Below are 20,304 nucleotides of genomic sequence, written 5' to 3' on the forward strand. Positions count from 1 at the left end.
GAGACATGGGTAACATTCTGTACCTAAGACATGGGTGACAACCTCGTGCCGAACGGGTTGTCGATGGTTTGCAAGGTCCTTTGTTCCAGGTCGATATATCCGAGATCATAGTGCATGAAGCTGATGAGCCAAATGCCGTCGTCGACTTCGGTGATTCCGAGCCTTTGGCCGGCGAGCACGGTGGAGATGTTGATCTTCTTCCTGTGCATGCAGATGCGGCCGCAGGCGGTGACGAGAATGTCCTTGTCATGGAAGGGGTAGTCCAGCTCGGGGAGGCCTTGATAGGCTCTTGAAGAAGCTCTGTAGAGCTCGGCTGGCACTTTCATTTGGATCGCCTCGTGGGGCCTCTCGTCGTTGAATTCGCTCATGAAAGCATCGAACCGGGCCTGCTGCTGGAGGGCGTTCATGCCCGGCGGCCGCGTGGTCTCCTGCTTCAGGGTGCGGTGCATGCGCTCATGGCGGCCGTTCTGCTGCGGGTGACCGGGCTTGATGCGCTCGACGGCGATGCCGAGCCTGAGCCAGAAGACCGACAGCTTCGAGAGGTTGTAAAGGCCGTTGGGGCTGGCGAAGGGCAGGCCATTGTCGCTTCTGATCGCTTCCGGCAGGCCGCGTTCCTTGAAGAGCCGGACGAAAGCCTCGAGGACCGGAACCTCCTTTGTCGATTCAAGGGCTTCGCAGGCCAGCAGGTAGCGCGAGGCCTGGTCGGTGACCGTCAGGGGGTAACAGTATTGGCGGTTGCCGAGCTTGAACTCGCCCTTGAAGTCGGCGCACCACAGATCGTTGGGCACAACCGCCTGGGACAGTTGCGTGCCCACGGCCTTGTTCGCTCGGTTCCTCTTGCGGGCCTGGCTCACAAGGCCGTGGCGATCGAGCACGGCATGAACGGTGCTCCTGGCCGGGATGCGGACGTCGCCGGCCAGCCTGCGCACCAGCAGCTCGCGTATCTTCCTGGCACCCCAGTGCGGCTTCTCCCGCTTGCTCTCCACGATCAGCCGCTCGATCTGGTCGGGAAGCTGGTTGGCGTAGCGCACCGGCCGCCGCGAGCGGTCGGTGAGCGCATCCAGCCCGTCCTCCTTGTAGCGGTTGAAGATCTTGTAGCCGGTCTTGCGCGAGATGCCGAACTCGCGGCACACATCGCTCATGCCTTCCCCGTCGAGAAGACGAGCCACAAAACGAAGACGTTCCTCCATCACCGAACACTCTTTCCACGGCATCAACACCTCCGGCCAAAAGCCAAAAGTGTTACCCATGTGTCCGGTACAAATCGTCACCTATGTCTCGGGCCGCTCAGGCTACCGTGCTGAATTGCCTCTGTATTTTCAAAGAGGGCCAAATCTTTCCTAAGTTATTCCAAACTTCCTAAAACGAAGAAGCCTGCCACCGCGAGGCAGCGGACCAGCGTGAGCGCAAACGTTGCGCCAGCCTCAGGATCAACGTTCGTCCTGGCGATAGAGCCGTTTGGTCGCGCGGTCGCTTTCCATGCGTTCTGCAGGACCACGGTGGCGTCGGGTCATAAGAACGTATGCCATCAATAGGGCCAGCAACAGTGGCCCACCAGCAACGACGATCAACCACATCACACTTTCAAACATGAGGCATCTCCTTCACGTCACAACCGTCAAGGAGAAGAACCGTTCCGTTCAAAGTTACAGCAACACCAGCACCTCCTGCGACTGAGGGCCGTTTTCCCATGTGACCGTTTCGGAAATCCGGGCTCCGCTGCAACAAAAGGCTGCGGCTGCACGTTGCGGTTGATCATTCAACCAGGAGCAAAGCAAATGGCCGACGACAAAACGAAGACGGACTTCCGCGATCGGGACCGCGTCTCTGCCGATGAGGATTATGAAGTCGAGTATTTCGCCACCAAGGCCGGCATCACCCCGCAGCAGGTCAAGGAATTGATCGCGAAGCACGGCAACCGACGCGAGACGCTGGAGCGGGAAGCGAAGGCTCTGGGGAGCGGTAGGTAGGCCGGCATGCCAGAGTACCAGGTGGAAGAGTGGCATGGAGAGGAGTGTGTCTCAACTCAGGCCACGAGCGCCGATGATCCGTTATCTGCGGTAGAGAAGGTCACGGGCCAAAGGGTGTCGCCTAGAGCGCTTCAGGAGCATTGGTTTCGTGTGGTCGATGAAGATGCGCGAAGCACGCATGAATTCAGCCTTGAGGACGGCGGCCCGGCTGGAGATTTCGCAAAATAGCCATGACCAGAATCTCGGACCTGCATTGGGACCAACGCTGCAGATAGGCGAGAAAGGTGCAGCCGCCGGGCGGACCCGACGGCTTATCGTCGATTGGATCGCTGCCGCCGCATAGGGCCTTAAGGCGCGGCCGGCGCCAGCTTGGCGGCTACTTGGTCGATCTTGTCGGCAAGTACGCTATTGGCCCAATCTGTCACCTCAGGGTCAACGGGCTTGTTGGCCATTTGGGCAAGGGCTGCATCGATCGATGGGACGTTGGCAGCGGCAGCTGTGGCGGCGGTCTGAGCAGCGGCCGCATCCTGGGTGGCGTCATCGAGCGCTGCCTGTGCTGCATCGAGGTCGGCCTGCGTCGGGACATCTTCGGGCAGGGTATTCGGGTCAGCCGCTTTCGCATTCAGCGCGTCGAGCGCCGCTTTGGCGTCGGTAACCGCCTGATTAGCAGCATCGAGCTCCGATTGAGCGTTCTTGGCTATTGCCGACTGTGTCACAAAAGCCTGCACGCCAGCGAAGTTCTTGCTCTTGGAGTGCATAAAGGCGTTGGCGTTGCGCTGCAGCGAGTTCAACCGGCCGAGCTTGGCATGGATATTCTTTTCCTTGGACACAGAAGGGGTAGCGGCCTTGGCGACCTGGCCCTTAGGGGCCTGGCCCTTGGCGGATGCCGACTTGCCGACCGAACCGCCGCCTCCGCCATTGCCGCCAGCATTACCGTTTCCTCCGCTATTGCCATTGCCGTTACCATTGCCATGGCCGTTACCATGGCCGTTGCCACCAGCAGCAGCCAGGGCCGGCGACACCAGAAGCGAGAACACCGCAAATGCAGCAAAAAGGGTCTTTCGGGATGTCATAACTACCTCCGAGATTGCCACCGCCACTAACCGCTATAGCGGGCAACATGAGGAATCGCTAACACAAAGGGTAAACTTAGATATAGATGTGTTTTCATTGCGAGAACGAAGCGGCCGGCCGGCGAAACGCCAACCAGCATAACTCTTTGAAATTGCTGAAGTAGATCACCCTCCTTGGAACCGGCCGGCCTTCCGAACTCAAAGGTCCTAGACCGCTCGGACCAAGGTCTTAAGCCGTGGTTTCGGCCGCGACTCAGAAGTCGTGACGGCGCGGCGACCTTCGGTAGTCGGCACCTATCGGCCTGAGGCCGAGCTCGACATCGATCCGCTGCAGTGTTCCCAAACACCGCCTAAGTGGTTGTATTCCCTGTCTTTTGATATAAGCGCTAGTCTGAGGTAAATTTCGACCGGCATCTGGCGGGCTTACGTTATGCAGCATCGAACGTTCTTTGGCGGCAAGGTCACCGAGATCCCCACTTCGTTACATTGCGATCCCAGGGGAATGCTGACCGCTATCGAGTTCAGCGGTTACAATTTCCAAGCCGTGCGGGCGTTCGTCGTCACCGCGCCGCGCGGCACGTCGCGGGGCGGACATGCACACGGCTCGGGCCGGCAATTGATGATGCAGCTGTCGGGCGAGATCGGCATCGAATTTCGCTATCAGGAACAGATCGAACGGCTGACGCTCACCGCATCGAACCGCGCGGTGCTGGTCGATGCCCCGGTGTGGGCGCTGCAGACCTATGAAGGCGAGAACCCGTCTTTGCTGGTTTTCTGCGATACCGAATACGACCCTGAAAACTACGTATCGAACCCCTGATGACACTCATCGGGAAAGGAGAGGCCGCGATGCGCGCCAGGACATGACAGCGCCTCGCGGCAGAATGGCTATTCTCGGCGCCGGCATCATGGGCGCCAGCCTCGCTCTCATGATGGCCCGCAGAGGCTACGCGGTGTCCCTCTTCGACAAGGAGAGCGAGCCGATGGCCTGCGCCAGCCGTTGGAACGAGGGCAAGATTCATCTCGGCTATCTCTACGGGAACGATCCCTCGCTGCTGACCGCCCGGCATCTGCTTTCGGGAGGACTGTGTTTCGGCAGGCTTGTTTCCGAGCTGATCGGAAGCAATCTGGAAGCGCACACGACCTTTTCGGAAGACCTTTATCTGGTCCATCGCAACTCGATCGTCGCTGCCGAGGCGCTGGGGGCGATCTTTGAACGTGTGGATGTATTGGTGCGCAGCCACGCTGACGCCACCAGCTACCTTGCCGACGTATCGGCGGCGCGGTCGAAACGGCTTTCCAGAACTGAATTGGCCGATGTCACCAACTCGGACCAGATCGTCGGCGGCTTCCAGGTGCCGGAGCGATCCATCAACACGCGATGGGTTGCCGACCGGCTTTGCGCCGTGCTTCGGGGTGAACCCAACATCAGCTTGCGAATGGCGGCCAAAGTCCTGTCGGCAAAGCCGGTGGACGGAATTGACGGGAAATGGCGCGTGGCGGTCGCAGGCGAGAAAAGCGAGGCGTTCGACATTGTCGTCAATTGCCTATGGGAGGGGCGGCTGGCTGTCGACCGCACGGCCGGCATCGAGCCGGTTCCCGGATGGTCGCACCGCTACCGGCTTTGCCTGTTCGGCCGCACCAGCCAGCCTGTCGATGTGCCGTGCGCGGTCGTCGCCCTTGGCCCATTCGGCGACATAAAAAACTATGACGGGCGTAACTTCTATCTCTCCTGGTATCCGAGCGGGTTGCTTGCGGAGAGTGGCGTATTGTCGATTGAAACGCCACAAGCGCTCGATGCCGACGCACGACAGCGGTTCATCGGCGACGTTCGCGCCACGCTCACCCGGTTGGTGCCCAGTGTTTCCAGCATGTTCGACGATGCCGAGGAGCTTGAGGCGCGCGGCGGCTTCGTGTTTGCGCAAGGGCGTGGTTCGCTCAGCGACCCGAAAGCCACGATCCATTGCCGCGACCAATTCGGGATCAACCGCCTGGGCAACTACATCTCGGTCGACACAGGTAAATATTCGACGGCGCCGTGGCTTGCCGACAGGCTGGCGCGGCAAATCTGCGGGATCGAATGATGGGTGAGACAGAACAGGGCGGCGCGAAGCAGGTAGCGCAGAAACAAATCCAGCTTCGATCCGGCTGGCGGCCGAAGGTCACCGCGCTGGTGCCATGCTACAATTCGGCGGCATTCATTTCGCGTACGCTGGACAGCCTCGCCGCGCAGACCTGGGACAATATCGAGATCCTGGTCGGCGAGGACAATTCGACCGACGCGACATTCGAGATCGTTTCGGCCTTCGCCGGCGGCCGCGACGATGTCCGTATCCTGCGCCGGGACAAAAACCTGGGATGGCTGAAGAATTCCAACGATCTGATGGCCAATGCCAGCGGCGAATTGATGTTCTTTGCCTTCCATGACGACGTCATCGATCCAACCTATATCGAGGCGTTGGTGCGGGCGCTCGATGCCAATCCCGAGGCCGTACTGTCGTTCAGCGATGTCGAAGTGATCGAAGTAAGCGGCGAAAGTGCCACGTGGAAGTTCGACCTGCTGGAGAGCTTGCAGGACGGTTTTGCGCGTGGCCGGGCGATGGCGCGCCAGCCGCATGGATGGTGGGTCCCCAACCGTGGGGTATTCAGGGCCTGGGCGTTCCACCGCAGCGGCGGGATCAAGCCCAACAGCCAAGGCGAATTCAGCGCCGACTGGACCTGGCTTCTGCATCTGTCGCTGCTCGGCGGCTTTGTCCGCGTGCCGCAAGTGCTCTGCCACAAATACTATCGGGCGGGCAGCATCAGCCGGCGCTGGGACCGCAACAGCACCCAACGAAGGGCCTTGCGGGCGGCGGGGATAAGGGAGGTCTGGCACAGCGAGGCCGGCCTTGCACAAAGAGCCTTCCTCGCTGTCTATATCGCCTTGCGGCCGTGGCGGTGGGTGCCGCGATCGCGAGAAGCGCAAAGACGGCGAAACAGGCAATCGGTGCATGGCAGCCCGGACAAATAAGAATGGCGCCGGCGACGTATCAAAGCGGCTGCGCCTGCCCGGCTAACGATTCCAGGCATATCCGGCTGCCCCAAAATGGCACTCCGGTTGATTTTTCACGCGAGTTATGGTCGTTCTCCCGTCCATGAAAAAACTATTCCTTGCGGCGCTGGCCTCGGTGACGCTGGCTTTACCCGCCCACGCGATGGACGCCGCCCTGCGCGCCGGCCTGCTGAAACTCGACCCGGAGACCCGGCTGGAGCAGAGATGCGACGCCGAAGTGCTCGACCGCATCAGCCATGACGACCACAAGTACAAGGCAGACCGCGTCGTCGCCTACGCCTTCGCTACGCCGGAAATGAAGGCCGATGCAATCCGCAGCCCGGGTGCTGCGTTCCGCAGCAAGGGGCAGTGGTACCGGCTGAAGTTCAAATGCGAGACGGCGCCGGACCATATGGAGGTCCTGCAGTTCCGTTACCGCATCGGCGACGAGATTCCGGAAGCCGACTGGGCGAAGTACAATCTCTACGACTGAATTGCGACCAGAATTCTCTCTGGCAGAACGGCCTTCCCTATTCCCGTGGCTTTCAGCGTCGGCCGTTGGAGCGGTTCAGCTTTTTATAGAGCAGCTGACCCACCTAAAGCGCGTCGCGTTTGAACGGACTCAGGCGACGCGCTTTAGGTCTTTGTTTTTATGCATGTCGTTGTCTCAAAACCGGGGCCACTTTTGAGCGACATGCACTAACTCTTTGTTTTTGCATAATTCCGGACGGAAAACCGCTACGCACTTTTCCTGGAATTGCGCCGGCAGTCTCTTGACGCGCGGGAACCATACACGTTAGGGCGTCGGCATATCCGACGACGAACACGCCGATACAGCAAGGGGGCTCCGGTCGATGGACATTTTCAGCGCAGCAAGCATGACGGCCCTCCTCCAGGTCATCGCCATCGATCTGGTGCTTGCCGGCGACAATGCCATCGTCATCGGCCTTGCCGCCGCCGGTCTGCCGGTCGAGCAGCGCAAGAAAGCCATCCTGATCGGCGTGTTGGCGGCGACTGTGCTGCGCATCCTGTTTGCCGCCGTCACCGTCAAGCTTCTTGCCATTGTCGGCCTGCTGCTGGCCGGCGGCATCCTTTTGTTGTGGGTGTGCTGGAAGATGTGGCGCGAGCTGCGGACGTCGCATGCCGACGAGTTCGAGGCGACCGAGGCGCTCTCCGATTCCGACCTCAACAGCGACAGAACGGTGGGTGGCAAGGCGCCGCGCAAGACGCTCGGCCAGGCGGCCCTGCAGATCGTCGTCGCCGATGTTTCGATGTCGCTGGACAATGTGCTGGCGGTCGCCGGTGCGGCGCGCGATCATTTTCCCGTGCTTGTCATAGGCCTGGTGCTGTCGATCGCCTTGATGGGCTTGGCCGCGAGCTTCATTGCCAAGCTGCTGCATCGCCACCGCTGGATCGCCTATGTCGGCTTGCTGATCATTCTCTACGTCGCGATCGATATGGTCTATCGCGGCGTTGTCGAGGTCTGGCCGCATGTCAGTCCTGTGGTGAGCTGACGCTGCCGGTCCCACAGCTTCTGTAGCAGCATGGGTATCTGCCGGAGGCAGTGGTCGCGTTCGCCGCAGCCGCTGCCCATACCAATGCCGCAATAAGTGTGGTACTGGCCGCCGATCCCGAAAAACCCCGGATGTTTTCTCATGTCTGCGCCTCGCGTCAGTTTCGTCAGCCTTGGATGCCCGAAGGCGCTTGTGGATTCCGAGCGCATCATCACGCGCCTGCGCGCCGAAGGCTATGAGATCGCACGCAAGCATGACGGCGCCGACCTTGTCGTCGTCAACACCTGCGGCTTTCTCGATTCGGCCCGCGACGAATCGCTCAACGCCATTGGTTCGGCGCTTTCGGAAAACGGCCGGGTGATCGTCACCGGCTGCCTCGGCGCCGAGCCGGACGTCATCCGAGAGAAGCACCCCAACGTCCTCGCCATCACCGGCCCGCAGGCCTATGAGAGCGTGATGGCCGCGGTGCATGAGGCGGCGCCGCCCAGCCACGATCCCTATATCGACCTTCTGCCGCCGCAAGGCGTCAAGCTGACGCCGCGCCACTACGCCTATCTCAAGATTTCCGAAGGCTGCAACAACCGCTGCACCTTCTGCATCATTCCCGCACTGCGCGGCGACCTCGTCTCGCGCCCGGCGGCCGATGTGCTGCGCGAGGCCGAGAAGCTGGCCAAGGCCGGGGTCAAGGAATTGCTGGTCATCTCGCAGGACACCAGCGCCTACGGCATCGACATCAAGTACCAGACGTCGATGTTCGGCGACCGCGAAGTGCGGGCGAAATTCCTCGACCTGTCGGAGGAGCTGGGCAAGCTCGGCATCTGGGTACGCATGCACTATGTCTACCCCTACCCGCATGTCGCCGATGTCATCCCGCTGATGGCGGATGGAAAAATCCTTCCCTATCTGGACATCCCCTTCCAGCACGCCTCGCCGCAGGTGCTGAAGAACATGCGCCGTCCAGCCCATGGCGAAAAGACGCTGGAGCGCATTCGCGGCTGGCGCGAGGTGTGCCCGGATCTGGCGATACGCTCGACATTCATCGTCGGTTTCCCCGGCGAGACCGACGAGGATTTCGAGATGCTGCTCGACTGGCTGGACGAGGCCAGGATCGATCGCGCCGGCTGCTTTAAATACGAGCCGGTCCGCGGCGCCCGCTCCAACGATCTCGGCCTCGAACAGGTGCCCCAGGAGATCAAGGAAGCGCGCTGGCATCGCTTCATGCAGCGCCAGCAGAAGATCTCGGCGACGCAGCTGGCCAAGAAGGTCGGCAAGCGCCTGCCCGTGCTGATCGACGAGGCGCATGGCACGTCTGCTAAGGGCCGGACAAAATACGACGCGCCCGAGATCGACGGTTCGGTGCATATCCAGTCGCGCCGTCCGCTGCGCCAAGGCGACATCGTCACGGTCAAGATCGACCGCGCCGACGCCTACGACCTTTACGGCTCGGCGGTTTAGAAAATCACCAAAAAGGCGCCTCCCCGGCGCCCTCGGATTTTTGGCACGGCCCTCGGCGCGGTTTCGCAGTCGAGGCGTGCAGCCCGCGAAATGAAAAGGGGCGCCGCGCGGCGCCCCTTCTCTTTTGCGTTTCCGATACTTACTGCGGCAACTTGTCGTCGACGCCCTTCACATAGAAGTTCATGCCGAGCAGCGTGCCGTCGTCGGCGACTTCGCCGTCCTTGAGCCACGGCGTGCCGTCCTGCTTGGCGACCGGTCCGGTGAAGGGGTTCCAGCCATCTGCGATTTTCTTCGCGGTTGCCTCGGCCATCGCCTTCACATCGTCCGGCATGTTGGTGAAGGGCGCCAGCTTGACGGCGCCGTCCTTGATGCCGAGCCAGACATTGTCCGGCTTCCAGGTGCCGTCGAGCGCTGCTTGGACGCGGCTGATGTAGTACGGCCCCCATTCGTCTGTCAGCGAGGTCAGCTGCGCGTTCGGCGCGAACTTGATCATGTCGGAGGACTGGCCGAAGCCGTGCAGCTTGCGCTCTTCCGCCACCTGCAGTGCCGCAGTGGAATCGGTGTGCTGGACGATGATGTCGGCGCCCTGGTCGAACAGCGCCTTGGCGGCGTCGGCTTCCTTGCCCGGATCGAACCAGGAGTTCACCCAGACGATCTTGGCCTTGAAGTTCGGGTTGACCGACTGCGCGCCGAGCATGAAGGAGTTGATGCCCATCACCACTTCGGGGATCGGGAAGGAAACGATATAGCCGGCGACCCCTGCCTTCGATTCCTTGGCAGCGATCTGGCCGAGCACGTAGCGGCCTTCATAGAAGCGCGCATTGTAGATGCCGAGATTGTCAGCGGTCTTGTAGCCGGTGGCGTGCTCGAACATCACTTTGGGGAACTTCTTGGCGACCTTCACTTCCGGGTCCATGAAGCCGAAAGAGGTGCCGAAGATGATCTTGCAGCCTTCGCGCGCCAGACGCTCGAAAGCGCGGTCGGCATCGGGACCTTCCGAGACGTTCTCGAGATAGGCGGTTTCGACCTTGTCGCCGAGCGCCTTCTCCACCTCGAGGCGGCCCTGGTCGTGCTGGTAGGAATAGCCGAAATCGCCGATCGGGCCGGTGTAGACCCAGCATGCCTTCAACTTGTCGGCGGCCTGTGCGGACGCCGCCAGTGACATGGCGGCGGTCGTGGTCATCAACGCGATAAGCAGTTTTTTCATTGTGTTACCTCTCTGAGTTTAGCCTTGGAGCTTCCCGTTTGTTTTTGTTGTCAACGATCCGGAACGAATGGCTGCCCCAAGGAAGCCGGCGTGTTCATCATCGTCAGACGCTTGTTGCGCGAGATTAGAACGAGAACCACGACGGTTGCCAGATAGGGCAGAGAAGAAAGCAGCTGCGAAGGCACCGGAATGCCAAATGCCTGTGCATGAAGCTGGCCGATCCACACCGCGCCGAAGATGTAGGCGCCGGCCAGCACGCGCCACGGACGCCAGGAGGCGAAGACGACCAGCGCCAGCGCGATCCAGCCGCGGCCCGCGCTCATGTTCTCTACCCATTGCGGCGTGTAGACCAGCGACAGGTGGCCGCCCGCAAGGCCGGCGCAGGCGCCGCCGAAGATGACCGCGAGATAGCGGTAGCGGATGACTTTGATGCCGAGCGCATGTGCCGATGTGTGGCTGTCTCCGATCGAGCGCAGGGTGAGGCCGGTGCGGGTCTTGAACAGGAACCACATGACGGCCGCCGTCAGCGCGATCGAGATGTAGAAGATTGGGTCCTGGCCGAACAACAGCCTGCCGACGACGGGAATGTCGGTGAGCACCGGAACGTAGAGGTTTGGCAGCCGCTCGCCCGGCTGGCCGACGAAGCTGGTCCCCATCATGCCGGACAGGCCGAGGCCAAGCAGCGTCAACGACAGGCCGGTCGCCACCTGGTTGGTGGCGAGCGACAGCGTCATCACCGCAAACAGCAGCGAGAACACGGCACCCATGGCGATTGCCGCCAACAGGCCGATCCAGGGCGATCCCGTGAGATAGCCGGCGCCGAAGCCGCCGACGGCGCCCATGATCATCATGCCTTCGACGCCGAGGTTGAGCACGCCGGAGCGCTCGACCACGAGTTCGCCGATTGCCGCTATTAAAAGCGGCGTTGCCGCCGTGGCGATGGTCAAAAGGATGTTGACGGCGATGTCCATCAGCGGGCTTCCTTCAACTTCGGCGCGGCTTCAAGCTTCGCCGCGCTTTTCGTCAGCGCCATGCCGACCAGGCGAATGCGGTAATGGATGAGCGTGTCGCAACCGAGCACGAAGAACAAAAGCATGCCCTGGAACACACGCGCCACCTTGTCGGAAATGCCGAGCGCGCTTTGCACCGCCTCGCCGCCGAGATAAGTCAGCGCCAGCACCAGGCCGGCGGCGACGATGCCGAGCGGATTGAGCCGGCCGAGGAACGCCACAATGATCGCTGTGAAGCCGTAGCCGGGCGAGATCACCGGTTGCAGCTGGCCGATGGCGCCGGAGACTTCCGAAATGCCGGCAAGCCCGGCCAGCGCGCCTGACAGCAGGAAGGCGAAGAAGACCATGCGGTTGAGGCCGAAGCCGGCGAAGCGCCCTGCCCTCGGGCTGGAGCCGAGCACGCGGACCTCAAAACCCTTGAGCAGGCGGCTCATTAGCACCCAGATCAGCACGGCTGCAACAAGCGCGAAGACAAAACCCCAATTGGCACGGCCGGCGTCCGGCATCAGTTCCGGCAGGACCGCCGAGTCGTTGAACTGGATCGTCTGCGGAAAACCATGGCCCTGCGGATCGCGCCAGGGGCCGCGCACCAGCCAGTCGAGGAAAAGCTGGGCGACGTAGACCAGCATCAGGCTGGTCAGGATTTCGTTGGTGCCGAAGCGCGTCTTTAGGAGAGCAGGGATTGCCGCATAGGCGGCGCCGCCGACCATGCCGAACAACAGCATCAGCGGCAGCACAAGCGGGCCTTCGAACCCGGGAAACAGCACCGGAATGGCCGAGCCGAAAATGCCGCCGAGGATGAACTGTCCCTCAGCGCCGATGTTCCAGATGTTGGCCTTGTAACAGACCGACAGGCCGACCGCGATCAGGATCAAAGGTGCGGCCTTGATCGCCAGTTCATGCAACTGCCAGACCTGGCTGATCGGCTCGATGAAATAGATCTCGAATGCGCTCAGCGGGTTGACGCCGAGCAACGCGAACAGAACCGCGCCGGCGATGATCGTCAGGGCGAAGGCGATGAAGGGCGACAGCGCGGAAAACAGCATCGAGCGCTGCGGGCGTTTGACGAGTTCGAGGCGCATCATGCCGTCTCCAGACCATGTTCGGCGTGGCCGGGCTCGGCGCCGCCCATCAACAGGCCGATCTTTTCGAAAGTTGCCTCGGCGATCGGCAGCGGTTTCGACAATTCGCCATTGTGCATGACCGCGATCGCGTCCGAAATCTCGAACAGCTCATCGAGGTCCTGGCTGATGACCAGAACCGCCGAGCCGCTGCGCGCCAGTTCGATCAGCGCCTGGCGGATGTGGGCGGCGGCACCGGCGTCGACGCCCCAGGTAGGTTGGTTGACGACCATGACGGCAGGGCTGCGGTCGAGTTCGCGACCGACGATGAATTTCTGCAGATTGCCGCCCGAAAGGGCCGCAGCTTCCGGATCGGGCGCGCTCTTGCGCACATCCATTGCCACGATGATGCGCTGGGCGGCGGCATAGACCGCACCGCTTTTGACGGCGCCGCCGGCGCCGACAAAAACCTTGCCGTCGGTGGCGTGCCGCGACAGAAGCAGGTTTTCCGAAAGCTTCATGCGTGGCGCCGCGCCATGGCCGAGGCGTTCTTCCGGCACGAAGGCAGCGCCCATCAGCCGCCGGCCTGTGATCGAGAGCGAGCCGGCATCCTTGCCGCGGATGCGCACGGATGCGGCGTCCTGCTGCAGCACCTCGCCGGAGACGGATTCGAAGAACTCGCCCTGGCCGTTGCCGGCGACACCGGCAATGCCGATCACCTCGCCGGCGCGCACAGTGAGGTTGATATTCTTCAGCGGAATCGAAAACGGCGTTGCCGGCTTGCGGCTGAGGGCGCGGATTTCGAGCAGCGGCTGCGCGGTCTCGATGCCTTCGGCCGGCGCACGCACCACGGCCTTCACCTCGTTACCGACCATCATGCGGGCCAGCGACGAAGCCGTTTCCTCGCGCGGATTGCAATGGCCGACGACCTTGCCGTGACGCAGCACGGTGGCGCGGTCGCAAATGCGTTTGACCTCTTCCAGCCGGTGCGAAATGTAGAGGATGGATTTGCCCTCGGAGCGCAGGCGCTCCAGCGTCTCGAACAGCTTGTCGGCTTCCTGCGGCGTCAGCACCGAGGTCGGCTCGTCGAGGATGATGAGCTGCGGCGTCTGCAACAGGCAGCGGATGATCTCGATGCGCTGGCGTTCGCCGACCGAGAGATCGCCGACCAGCGAGTCCGGATCGAGCGGCAGGCCATAGCTGAAGGAAAGCGCCCTCGCCTTGGCCGCGATCGAGCTGATCGGTGAGCCGTCATCCAGAGACAGAGCGATATTCTCGGCCGCGGTCAGCGCCTCGAACAGCGAAAAGTGCTGAAACACCATGCCGATGCCGAGCTTCTTCGCCATGCCCGGACTGGTGATCCGCACCGCTTCCCCGTTCCAGAATATCTCGCCGGAATTGGGCTCCAGCGAGCCGAACAGCATCTTGACCAGCGTCGACTTGCCGGCGCCGTTTTCGCCGAGCAGCGCGTGGATCTCGCCTTTGGCGATGTTGAGGTCGATATGATCGCACGCCGTCAACGTGCCGAATATCTTGGTCAGGCCACGAACCTCAAGCAGGTTCGCTCCATCATGATCTGCACTCACAGTGCCTCCCATCCGGTTCCCGGACATGTTCTGTGTTCCCGCCAGCATGGTATGCGCTGGCCGCTCTCGTGCGAAAGCAGCACCCACCTTGAAAGAGCTTCAAGAATTTCAGCGGAAACTCAAGGGGTAAAGATTGACCTGCTTCGCACAACAAACCGATCGCCCGGTTTTTCGGGTAAACAGTGCCTCGCGTCGCGGCAAAACGCTGAAAGCAAGGCAGCTCACGGGATCAGTATGGTCGTGCCCGTGGTCTTGCGCCCTTCGAGATCGGCTTGCGCCTTGCCCGCGTCCTTCAGCGCATAACGCTGGTTGATCTTGATCTCGACCGCACCGCTCAACACCACGTCGAACAATGCCGCGGCGGAGACTTCGAGGTCTTCACGCTTGGCGTTGTAGACGAACAAAGTCGGCCTGGTAGCGAACAGCGAGCCCTTCTGCGCCAGCAGCGACATCGAAAATGGCGGGATCGGTCCAGAGGACTGACCGAAAGAGACGAACATGCCGAGCGGCTTCAGACAGTCGAGCGAGGCCGGGAATGTGTCGTTGCCGACCGAATCGTAGACGACGTCACATTTCTTGCCGCCGGTGATGGCGGCGACCCCGGCGACGAAATCCTGCTCCTTGTAGTTGATGACATGGCCGAAGCCATGCGCCTTGGCGAGCTCGATCTTGTCGGTTGAGCTTGCCGTGCCGATCACGGTGGCGCCGAGATGTTTTGCCCATTGTCCCAGGATCAGCCCGACGCCGCCGGCGGCGGCATGAAACAGGATGGTGTCGCCTGCCTTCACCTTGAAGGTCCGGCGCAACAGATACTCCGCCGTCATGCCTTTAAGCATCATGCCGGCGGCCTGTTCGTCGCTGATGCCGTCCGGCACCTTGACGACGCGGTCGGCGGCGACGACGCGCTGTTCGGCATAGGCGCCGACATTGACGGCATAGGCGATGCGGTCGCCCGGCTTCAGCCAGTCGATGCCTGCGCCGACCTCGAGAACCACACCTGCCGCCTCGCCGCCCGGGATCAGCGGGAAGCCGCCGGGCGGCGGATAGAGGCCGATGCGGTGATAGACATCGATGAAATTGAGGCCGATCGCGGTGTGCCTGACCAGGATCTGCCCGGCGCCGGGTTGTCCCGGATCGGCGTCTTCATAGGTCAGGACTTCCGGACCGCCATGGGCGTGGATACGGACTGCTTTGGACATTGTGGGCTTTCCTGCGGTCAGGCTTTCTTAGTGTCCGGCTTGGCGCCGAGTTTGGGGAAGAACTGCATGATACCGCCGATGCAGGCGAGGTAAAGTCCGGTGATGGTGATGCCGACCTTGGTAAAGACGCTGACCTGTTCGCCCAAAACGCCGATTTGGTCGTAGAAGGCGGCAAGGGCCGCCTGCGCCAGCGCCAGCGCACCGAAAGCACACCAGAGCAGCGTCATGCCAAGATTAATTGGCCGCAGCCGCACCACCCGCACGGGGTGAATGAAGTTGATCGGCACGAAGGTGAGGATGCCGGCCGCCACGACGACGCCGAAGGACACCCACTGTCCGGGCTCGATGACGAACAGCGTGAACACGACCATGTTCCAAACGACCGGAAAGCCTTTGAAGAAGTTCTCCTTCGTCTTCATTCCGGTGTCGGCATAATAGATGGCGCTGGACACCACGATGATGGCCGCCGACAGGAACGACAGCCCTTCGCCCATGAAGCCGCGCTGGTAGAGTGCGAAGGCCGGGATCAGCACGTAGGTGACATAGTCGATGATGTTGTCGAGGAGTTCGCCCGACCAGGTCGGCAAAATCTCCTTGACCTCGAGCTTGCGGGCGATCGGCCCGTCTATGCCGTCGACGAACAGCGCCAGCCCCAGCCACCAGAACATCGCCGTCCAGCGTTGCTCGCTTGCCGCCACCAGCGACAGGAAGGCCAGGAACGAGCCAGACGCGGTCAACAGATGCACCGAGAATGCCCGCGCCTGCGGCCAGGTGACCTTTTTCTTCGGCCTGGGTATCCGGTCGGTGATCTTTTTGGCGGCATTCCTGGCGGTTGTGTTCTTGCTCACGGGCCCCGCCAATCCAGTTTGCAGATTTCGGCCGAGCGGCCGGCAAAGTTCCAGTTGCGGCCGAAAGCCCGCATCTTGCTTTTGTCGGACCTGGCCACGATGATCTCCGGCGCGATCCAGTATTCCGAGTTGCCGATCACGGTATCCTTCTCGCGATCCTTGCCGGGAATCGGTGTGACCGCCCCGTCGATGATCTTCGGTATCTGGAAAATACGGGTCTTGTCACGCGTCTCGTAGGTGATCGGCACCTGCTCGACGCCGAGGAACTTGCCGACAAGGATCGACAACAGCGAGGTTGTTCCGCCGGCCTTCCCGGTGAAGATCCTGGTCAGCGCTTTCACCGCATAGACGGAGGCGCGCTTATCGATGAACAGGCCTGCGGTCCAGTTGCCGCGGCTCATATAGCCGGGGATTTCCATGACCAGACCGAGATTGAGGCCGGACAGGTCGACCTCGCCGAAATGGCCTGCGTCGATGCGGAAGCCCGCCCAGGTCTGGCAATAACCCTCCGTCGGCGGATGGCTGCCAAGCGACAGCACGCAAGGACAAAAAACCGTGCAATTGCAGGAGAGTACGAGCTCTCCTTTCATTGCCCAGCCTTGCTCTGCCATGGAATTCTCCCCCGTCATTCCGAGACTACTAGCAGGGCGACTACCCAGACAAGCAGTATCGCACCGGCCACTCGGGTTGGAAGGCTGCCGGTGGTCTGTTTTTCGATCAAGGTGAACAGGCCGATCAGCGCCATCCAGAACACGTTCATCGCGCCGACGGCAAACATCACCAGCATCAGCGCCCAGCAGCAGCCGAGGCACCACAGGCCCTGCTTCAGCCCTAGCCGGAAGATGCCACCCGGCTCCGCGCTCCAGTTGGAAAACAGTGTCGAGAACGGGTTCCGGCATTTTGTCAGGCAGGCCTGCTTGAGGCTGCTGAACTGGTAGAGGCCGGCAACCAGCAGCGCGGCCGCCGCGGCAAGGCCGCTCACCGGATCGAGCAATCGAGCGGAGGACGCAAATGCGTGGACGAGCAACGTCAGCACCGCGAAGCCGATAGAGGCGACAAGCCATGTCGAGAGGTAGCCGGCAACCAGGACCAGCGGGTGGGCCACCGGCTCGCCCTTGATGCGGGCGGTGTCGGCGATTTCACAATAGGTACGGATCATCGGCGCCGCCGACGGCAGCATCGTCGCCACGGCCATCAAAAACCACATCACGATCAGCGCCAGAACCGGTGCGCCGCCGGCATCAAGTGGTGCGGGCGTCAGGCACATGCCGAAGAAGCGGTCGAGGACATCCGGCAGCGGCAGTTGCGGCAGATATCGCAGGACCACATCGCCTGGTACGCCGGGGAGCCGGCCTTCGGCGCCGCGGATCGCCATGGCGCCGAGAATGAACCAGGCGAGCAGAATGCCGCCGGCGATGGCGATGTTGACCGTCAGGCGGGGGCTGCGGGCCAGGCTTGCCGTGGCGCGGCCGGCGCGGTCGAGATGGCTGAAATCGTCCTGCTGGCCGGTCATGACAACCGAATGAGCCTAATCGCCGCGTTGATCAAGCCGCATGGTCTGACCTATATCCATGGGTAGACACCTGCATCGCAAACTGGAAGTCCAATTTGGATCATCGCGAGACAGCACGGATACTGGTAGCCGGCAGCGGCCCTGCCGGACTGATCGCGGCGCTCGGTTTCGCCGAGGCGGGCTTTCCGGTAACCCTGGTCGGACCCGAAGCAGGCGGGCCCGATGGCCGGACCACGGCGCTGATGAACCCTGCTCTCAAGGTTCTCGATCGGCTGGGCGTGCTGGCCGAACTTGCGCCGAAGGCCGCGCCGCTGAAGGTCATGCGCATCGTTGATGCGACCAGCCGGCTGATCCGCAGCCCGGTGGTGACTTTTCGCGCCATGGAGATCGGCGAGGAGCAGTTCGGGCTCAACCTGCCCAACAGTGCGCTGAACCCGACGCTGGCCAAGTCCGTCGCGGCCCATCCCGGCATCGAATGGCTGACGTCGATGGTCGAGAGTTGGCGTCTGGACGCCGATCAGGCGCATGCCGTCTTGACTGATGGTCGCGAAGTCTCGGCCGCGCTTGCGGTCGCTGCCGATGGGCGCCTGTCGCCGGCGCGCGAGGCGGCAGGCATAGTGGCCTCGGTGCGATCCTACGGCCAAGCGGCGCTGGTGCTGAATTTTGGCCATCGCAGCGAACACGGCTTCACCTCGACCGAGTTCCACACAGAGACCGGGCCGTTCACCCAGGTGCCGCTGCCCGGCAACCGCTCCAGCCTCGTCTGGGTGGTGAAACCGGAGACGGCGAAGGACCTCGCCGCACTCGATGACGCGACGCTTTCCGAGCGTGTCGAGCAGCAGATGCAGTCGATGCTGGGCCGGGTGTCGGTCGAGCCCGGCCGACAAATTTACCCGCTTTCAGCGGCATCACCGGGGCGCTTCGCGCAAAACCGTGTGGCGCTGGTCGGCGAGGCTGCACATGTATTCCCGCCGATCGGAGCCCAAGGTCTCAACCTCGGCATCAGGGACATCGAGGATCTGACTGGAATCGCTGGTGAAAATCGCGGCGACCCCGGCGCCGCGAAGGCCCTGGCCGCCTATGATTCCAGGCGCCGTCCCGACATTCTGGCGCGTTCTGGCGCGGTCAATCTGCTCAACATGTCGCTGCTTTCGGACATGCTGCCGGCGCAGATGGCACGCAGCGCCGGCCTCAATGTGCTCGGCAGTTTCGCGCCGCTGCGCGCCTTTTTCATGCGCGAAGGCTTAAGGCCGGGCAGCGGCTTTGCGGCGCTTACCGGCGGTTCAGGGAAACAGGTCCGGCGGTAAGATGCCGTGGCGGATCATGTAGAGCAGCCCGGTCACCGTCAGCACCGAGAGGCAGGTGGTGATCAGCACGCTGGCCGAGGCGCGTTGCACCCAGACGCCATATTGCTGGGCGATGACGAAGACGTTGGTTGCGGTCGGTAATGCCGCCAAAAGCACGGCTGAAAAAACCCAGATTTCAGAAAAGTTCCCGATCCAGCTCAGCACGACGTAGCAGAGCGATGGATGCAGGGTCAGCTTCAGCGCCGCGATCGACGCCAGCTCATGCGGCACGCGGTTGAGCGGCCGGAGCGCAAGCGTCACGCCCATGGCAAACAGGGCGCAAGGGGCGGCTGCCCGCGAAAGATATTCAAGCAGGCGACCGACCGGCTGCGGTGGGTGAAAGCCGAGATAGGCGGCGCCGACGCCAAGCGCGGTCGCGATGATGAACGGGTGCAGGACGATTTTCCTGACTACGCCGAGGATGAGCCGCCACGGCGATGTCTTGTCGTCGCCCGACAGCGCCATCATCATCGGCGCGATGGCGAAATGCATGATATTTTCGAAGCAGAAGATCAGCGCGACGGGAACCGCCGCTTGTTGGCCGAAGGCGAGCAGCGCCAGCCCCGGCCCCATATAGCCGATATTGCCGTAGGCCGCGGCCAGCGCCTTGATCGTCGACTGGGCGATCTCGCCGCGCGACGCCGTCACCGACCATACGAACATGATCGAGAAGATCGTGTAGGTGGAAAATACCGAGCCGAAGATGAAGCGCCATTCGGTCAACTGTTCGAACGGCGTGCGGGCCAGCAATTGGAAGAACAGGGCAGGAAGCGCGACATAGACGATGAAGGTGTTCATCCAGCCAAGCGCTTCCAGCGGCTGCCTGGTGATGCGCGCGACCAGAAAGCCGATGAAAATCAGCCCGAAGAACGGAAGAACAAGACCGACAATGTCAGACATTTTTGCCCTGGCCCGAACCCCCGGGACCGGGCTAGCCCGTAGCTTCATCGGGCGTCAAGCGCTTCGGCATTGAACTGACACGCTTTCTGCGCCAAATAAAGCCTGATCCCAGACCTAAGTCGGGCTCGATTTTTGGCCACGGTGTGTGTAAATTCAAAGTCTTAGAGCGCTCTTCGCACATTCGAGGGGACGCCGGGCGCTCTAGAGGCTTAGTGGTGAGTATGATGAAAACGGCCAAATTTTCGATCGGACAGGTGGTTCGTCATCGGCTGTTTCCGTTCCGCGGCATCATTTTCGATGTCGATCCGCAATTTGCCAACACCGACGAATGGTACGAAGCCATCCCGGCCGACGTGCGGCCGCGCAAGGACCAGCCGTTCTATCACCTGCTCGCCGAGAATTCGGAAACCGAATACATCGCCTATGTCTCCGAGCAGAACCTGCTCGAGGATCAATCGGGCGAACCGGTCCGGCATCCACAGATCGGCGAGATGTTCGACAAGCGGCCCGACGGACGCTATGAGCCAAAACGCCAGTCGAGACACTGACATCACCTTGCATCGACGTGACGACAACAAAAAAGCGGGGCAT

At 61.9% G+C, this 20,304-nt stretch carries 21 protein-coding genes; 9 read left to right on the top strand and 12 right to left on the bottom strand.

What is annotated here, in order from left to right; genetic code table 11:
* Positions 1-23: 23 nt before the first annotated feature.
* Positions 24-1,214, bottom strand: a complete 1,191-nt coding sequence (locus ACYG9R_RS25565) for an IS481 family transposase (RefSeq protein ID WP_023823369.1) — start codon at positions 1,212-1,214, stop codon at positions 24-26.
* A 216-nt stretch (positions 1,215-1,430) separates the two neighbouring features.
* Positions 1,431-1,592, bottom strand: a complete 162-nt coding sequence (locus ACYG9R_RS25570; protein WP_023691300.1) for a hypothetical protein — start codon at positions 1,590-1,592, stop codon at positions 1,431-1,433.
* 186 nt (positions 1,593-1,778) lie between these two features.
* Between ACYG9R_RS25570 and ACYG9R_RS25575 the strand changes: the two genes are divergently transcribed.
* Positions 1,779-1,970 carry a DUF3606 domain-containing protein gene (locus ACYG9R_RS25575; RefSeq protein WP_023668952.1) on the top strand — a complete coding sequence of 64 codons (192 nt, stop codon included), beginning with the start codon at positions 1,779-1,781 and terminating at the stop codon, positions 1,968-1,970.
* 347 nt (positions 1,971-2,317) lie between these two features.
* Here the strand turns inward: ACYG9R_RS25575 and ACYG9R_RS25580 are convergent, their stop codons facing one another.
* A complete protein-coding gene (locus ACYG9R_RS25580; RefSeq protein ID WP_023745051.1) occupies positions 2,318-3,043 on the bottom strand; it encodes a hypothetical protein in 726 nt (241 codons plus the stop codon).
* A 430-nt stretch (positions 3,044-3,473) separates the two neighbouring features.
* On the opposite strand from ACYG9R_RS25580, the gene ACYG9R_RS25585 reads away from it, so the two are divergent.
* From ACYG9R_RS25585 to rimO, 6 genes are all read left to right on the top strand, one after another.
* Positions 3,474-3,863 (top strand): sugar 3,4-ketoisomerase, encoded by a 390-nt coding sequence (locus ACYG9R_RS25585; RefSeq protein WP_023696117.1) that lies wholly within the window; start codon positions 3,474-3,476, stop codon positions 3,861-3,863.
* A gap of 43 nt (positions 3,864-3,906) precedes the next feature.
* The gene (locus tag ACYG9R_RS25590; RefSeq protein WP_196813625.1) at positions 3,907-5,127 is read left to right on the top strand and encodes an FAD-dependent oxidoreductase; all 1,221 of its coding nucleotides are present in this window, start codon (positions 3,907-3,909) and stop codon (positions 5,125-5,127) included.
* Entirely contained in the window at positions 5,127-6,053 is a 927-nt protein-coding gene (locus tag ACYG9R_RS25595; protein ID WP_027050892.1) for a glycosyltransferase family 2 protein, read from the top strand. The genes ACYG9R_RS25590 and ACYG9R_RS25595 overlap by 1 nt, the downstream gene beginning before the upstream one ends.
* 106 nt (positions 6,054-6,159) lie before the next feature.
* A complete protein-coding gene (locus tag ACYG9R_RS25600; protein WP_032887044.1) occupies positions 6,160-6,567 on the top strand; it encodes a DUF930 domain-containing protein in 408 nt (135 codons plus the stop codon).
* 361 nt (positions 6,568-6,928) lie between these two features.
* Complete coding sequence (locus tag ACYG9R_RS25605; RefSeq protein ID WP_023668959.1) at positions 6,929-7,588, top strand: TerC family protein; 660 nt, start codon at positions 6,929-6,931, stop codon at positions 7,586-7,588.
* A 141-nt stretch (positions 7,589-7,729) separates the two neighbouring features.
* Positions 7,730-9,043 carry a 30S ribosomal protein S12 methylthiotransferase RimO gene (gene rimO / locus ACYG9R_RS25610; protein WP_023691314.1) on the top strand — a complete coding sequence of 438 codons (1,314 nt, stop codon included), beginning with the start codon at positions 7,730-7,732 and terminating at the stop codon, positions 9,041-9,043.
* Positions 9,044-9,182: 139 nt separating this feature from the next.
* On the opposite strand, the gene ACYG9R_RS25615 is transcribed toward rimO, so the two are convergent.
* The 8 genes from ACYG9R_RS25615 to ACYG9R_RS25650 all read right to left on the bottom strand — a co-directional run bounded on the left by ACYG9R_RS25615 (position 9,183) and on the right by ACYG9R_RS25650 (position 17,467).
* Complete coding sequence (locus tag ACYG9R_RS25615; RefSeq protein WP_023682527.1) at positions 9,183-10,250, bottom strand: BMP family ABC transporter substrate-binding protein; 1,068 nt, start codon at positions 10,248-10,250, stop codon at positions 9,183-9,185.
* A 50-nt stretch (positions 10,251-10,300) separates the two neighbouring features.
* Positions 10,301-11,221 carry an ABC transporter permease gene (locus ACYG9R_RS25620; RefSeq protein ID WP_023668962.1) on the bottom strand — a complete coding sequence of 307 codons (921 nt, stop codon included), beginning with the start codon at positions 11,219-11,221 and terminating at the stop codon, positions 10,301-10,303.
* Positions 11,221-12,345 carry an ABC transporter permease gene (locus ACYG9R_RS25625; protein ID WP_031193354.1) on the bottom strand — a complete coding sequence of 375 codons (1,125 nt, stop codon included), beginning with the start codon at positions 12,343-12,345 and terminating at the stop codon, positions 11,221-11,223. Before ACYG9R_RS25625 ends, ACYG9R_RS25620 begins: the two co-directional genes overlap by 1 nt.
* Positions 12,342-13,919 carry an ABC transporter ATP-binding protein gene (locus ACYG9R_RS25630; RefSeq protein WP_023816059.1) on the bottom strand — a complete coding sequence of 526 codons (1,578 nt, stop codon included), beginning with the start codon at positions 13,917-13,919 and terminating at the stop codon, positions 12,342-12,344. Before ACYG9R_RS25630 ends, ACYG9R_RS25625 begins: the two co-directional genes overlap by 4 nt.
* A 209-nt stretch (positions 13,920-14,128) precedes the next feature.
* Positions 14,129-15,106 carry a quinone oxidoreductase family protein gene (locus ACYG9R_RS25635; protein ID WP_023824935.1) on the bottom strand — a complete coding sequence of 326 codons (978 nt, stop codon included), beginning with the start codon at positions 15,104-15,106 and terminating at the stop codon, positions 14,129-14,131.
* A 17-nt stretch (positions 15,107-15,123) separates the two neighbouring features.
* Entirely contained in the window at positions 15,124-15,954 is an 831-nt protein-coding gene (gene pcsA, locus ACYG9R_RS25640; protein ID WP_023668966.1) for a phosphatidylcholine synthase, read from the bottom strand.
* Entirely contained in the window at positions 15,951-16,565 is a 615-nt protein-coding gene (locus tag ACYG9R_RS25645) for a DUF1326 domain-containing protein (RefSeq protein WP_023824934.1), read from the bottom strand. The genes pcsA and ACYG9R_RS25645 overlap by 4 nt, the downstream gene beginning before the upstream one ends.
* 14 nt (positions 16,566-16,579) lie before the next feature.
* Positions 16,580-17,467 (bottom strand): DUF2182 domain-containing protein, encoded by an 888-nt coding sequence (locus ACYG9R_RS25650; protein ID WP_023824933.1) that lies wholly within the window; start codon positions 17,465-17,467, stop codon positions 16,580-16,582.
* A 95-nt stretch (positions 17,468-17,562) separates the two neighbouring features.
* Between ACYG9R_RS25650 and ACYG9R_RS25655 the strand changes: the two genes are divergently transcribed.
* Positions 17,563-18,774: a UbiH/UbiF family hydroxylase gene (locus ACYG9R_RS25655; protein WP_023824932.1), complete on the top strand. Its 1,212-nt coding sequence runs from the start codon at positions 17,563-17,565 to the stop codon at positions 18,772-18,774.
* Here ACYG9R_RS25655 and ACYG9R_RS25660 read toward each other — a convergent pair.
* Positions 18,751-19,713 (bottom strand): AEC family transporter, encoded by a 963-nt coding sequence (locus ACYG9R_RS25660; protein ID WP_023824931.1) that lies wholly within the window; start codon positions 19,711-19,713, stop codon positions 18,751-18,753. The genes ACYG9R_RS25655 and ACYG9R_RS25660 overlap by 24 nt on opposite strands.
* Before the next feature lie 224 nt (positions 19,714-19,937).
* Between ACYG9R_RS25660 and hspQ the strand changes: the two genes are divergently transcribed.
* Entirely contained in the window at positions 19,938-20,261 is a 324-nt protein-coding gene (gene hspQ / locus ACYG9R_RS25665; RefSeq protein WP_023668971.1) for a heat shock protein HspQ, read from the top strand.
* The last annotated feature ends 43 nt before the right edge of the window (positions 20,262-20,304 follow it).

Source organism: Mesorhizobium sp. RSR565B (genome assembly GCF_054719465.1).

What these genes read in the sequence shown, in the direction of transcription:
- ACYG9R_RS25585 (WP_023696117.1), top strand. Translation starts at nt 3,474, where the DNA reads ATGCAGCATCGAACGTTCTTTGGCGGCAAGGTCACCGAGATCCCCACT.
- ACYG9R_RS25645 (WP_023824934.1), bottom strand. Translation starts at nt 16,565, where the DNA reads ATGGCAGAGCAAGGCTGGGCAATGAAAGGAGAGCTCGTACTCTCCTGC.
- ACYG9R_RS25600 (WP_032887044.1), top strand. Translation starts at nt 6,160, where the DNA reads ATGGTCGTTCTCCCGTCCATGAAAAAACTATTCCTTGCGGCGCTGGCC.
- ACYG9R_RS25650 (WP_023824933.1), bottom strand. Translation starts at nt 17,467, where the DNA reads ATGACCGGCCAGCAGGACGATTTCAGCCATCTCGACCGCGCCGGCCGC.
- ACYG9R_RS25620 (WP_023668962.1), bottom strand. Translation starts at nt 11,221, where the DNA reads ATGGACATCGCCGTCAACATCCTTTTGACCATCGCCACGGCGGCAACG.
- ACYG9R_RS25635 (WP_023824935.1), bottom strand. Translation starts at nt 15,106, where the DNA reads ATGTCCAAAGCAGTCCGTATCCACGCCCATGGCGGTCCGGAAGTCCTG.
- ACYG9R_RS25580 (WP_023745051.1), bottom strand. Translation starts at nt 3,043, where the DNA reads ATGACATCCCGAAAGACCCTTTTTGCTGCATTTGCGGTGTTCTCGCTT.
- ACYG9R_RS25565 (WP_023823369.1), bottom strand. Translation starts at nt 1,214, where the DNA reads ATGCCGTGGAAAGAGTGTTCGGTGATGGAGGAACGTCTTCGTTTTGTG.
- ACYG9R_RS25605 (WP_023668959.1), top strand. Translation starts at nt 6,929, where the DNA reads ATGGACATTTTCAGCGCAGCAAGCATGACGGCCCTCCTCCAGGTCATC.
- ACYG9R_RS25625 (WP_031193354.1), bottom strand. Translation starts at nt 12,345, where the DNA reads ATGATGCGCCTCGAACTCGTCAAACGCCCGCAGCGCTCGATGCTGTTT.
- ACYG9R_RS25630 (WP_023816059.1), bottom strand. Translation starts at nt 13,919, where the DNA reads ATGGGAGGCACTGTGAGTGCAGATCATGATGGAGCGAACCTGCTTGAG.
- ACYG9R_RS25615 (WP_023682527.1), bottom strand. Translation starts at nt 10,250, where the DNA reads ATGAAAAAACTGCTTATCGCGTTGATGACCACGACCGCCGCCATGTCA.
- ACYG9R_RS25595 (WP_027050892.1), top strand. Translation starts at nt 5,127, where the DNA reads ATGGGTGAGACAGAACAGGGCGGCGCGAAGCAGGTAGCGCAGAAACAA.
- rimO (WP_023691314.1), top strand. Translation starts at nt 7,730, where the DNA reads ATGTCTGCGCCTCGCGTCAGTTTCGTCAGCCTTGGATGCCCGAAGGCG.
- ACYG9R_RS25570 (WP_023691300.1), bottom strand. Translation starts at nt 1,592, where the DNA reads ATGTTTGAAAGTGTGATGTGGTTGATCGTCGTTGCTGGTGGGCCACTG.
- hspQ (WP_023668971.1), top strand. Translation starts at nt 19,938, where the DNA reads ATGAAAACGGCCAAATTTTCGATCGGACAGGTGGTTCGTCATCGGCTG.
- ACYG9R_RS25660 (WP_023824931.1), bottom strand. Translation starts at nt 19,713, where the DNA reads ATGTCTGACATTGTCGGTCTTGTTCTTCCGTTCTTCGGGCTGATTTTC.
- ACYG9R_RS25575 (WP_023668952.1), top strand. Translation starts at nt 1,779, where the DNA reads ATGGCCGACGACAAAACGAAGACGGACTTCCGCGATCGGGACCGCGTC.
- ACYG9R_RS25590 (WP_196813625.1), top strand. Translation starts at nt 3,907, where the DNA reads ATGACAGCGCCTCGCGGCAGAATGGCTATTCTCGGCGCCGGCATCATG.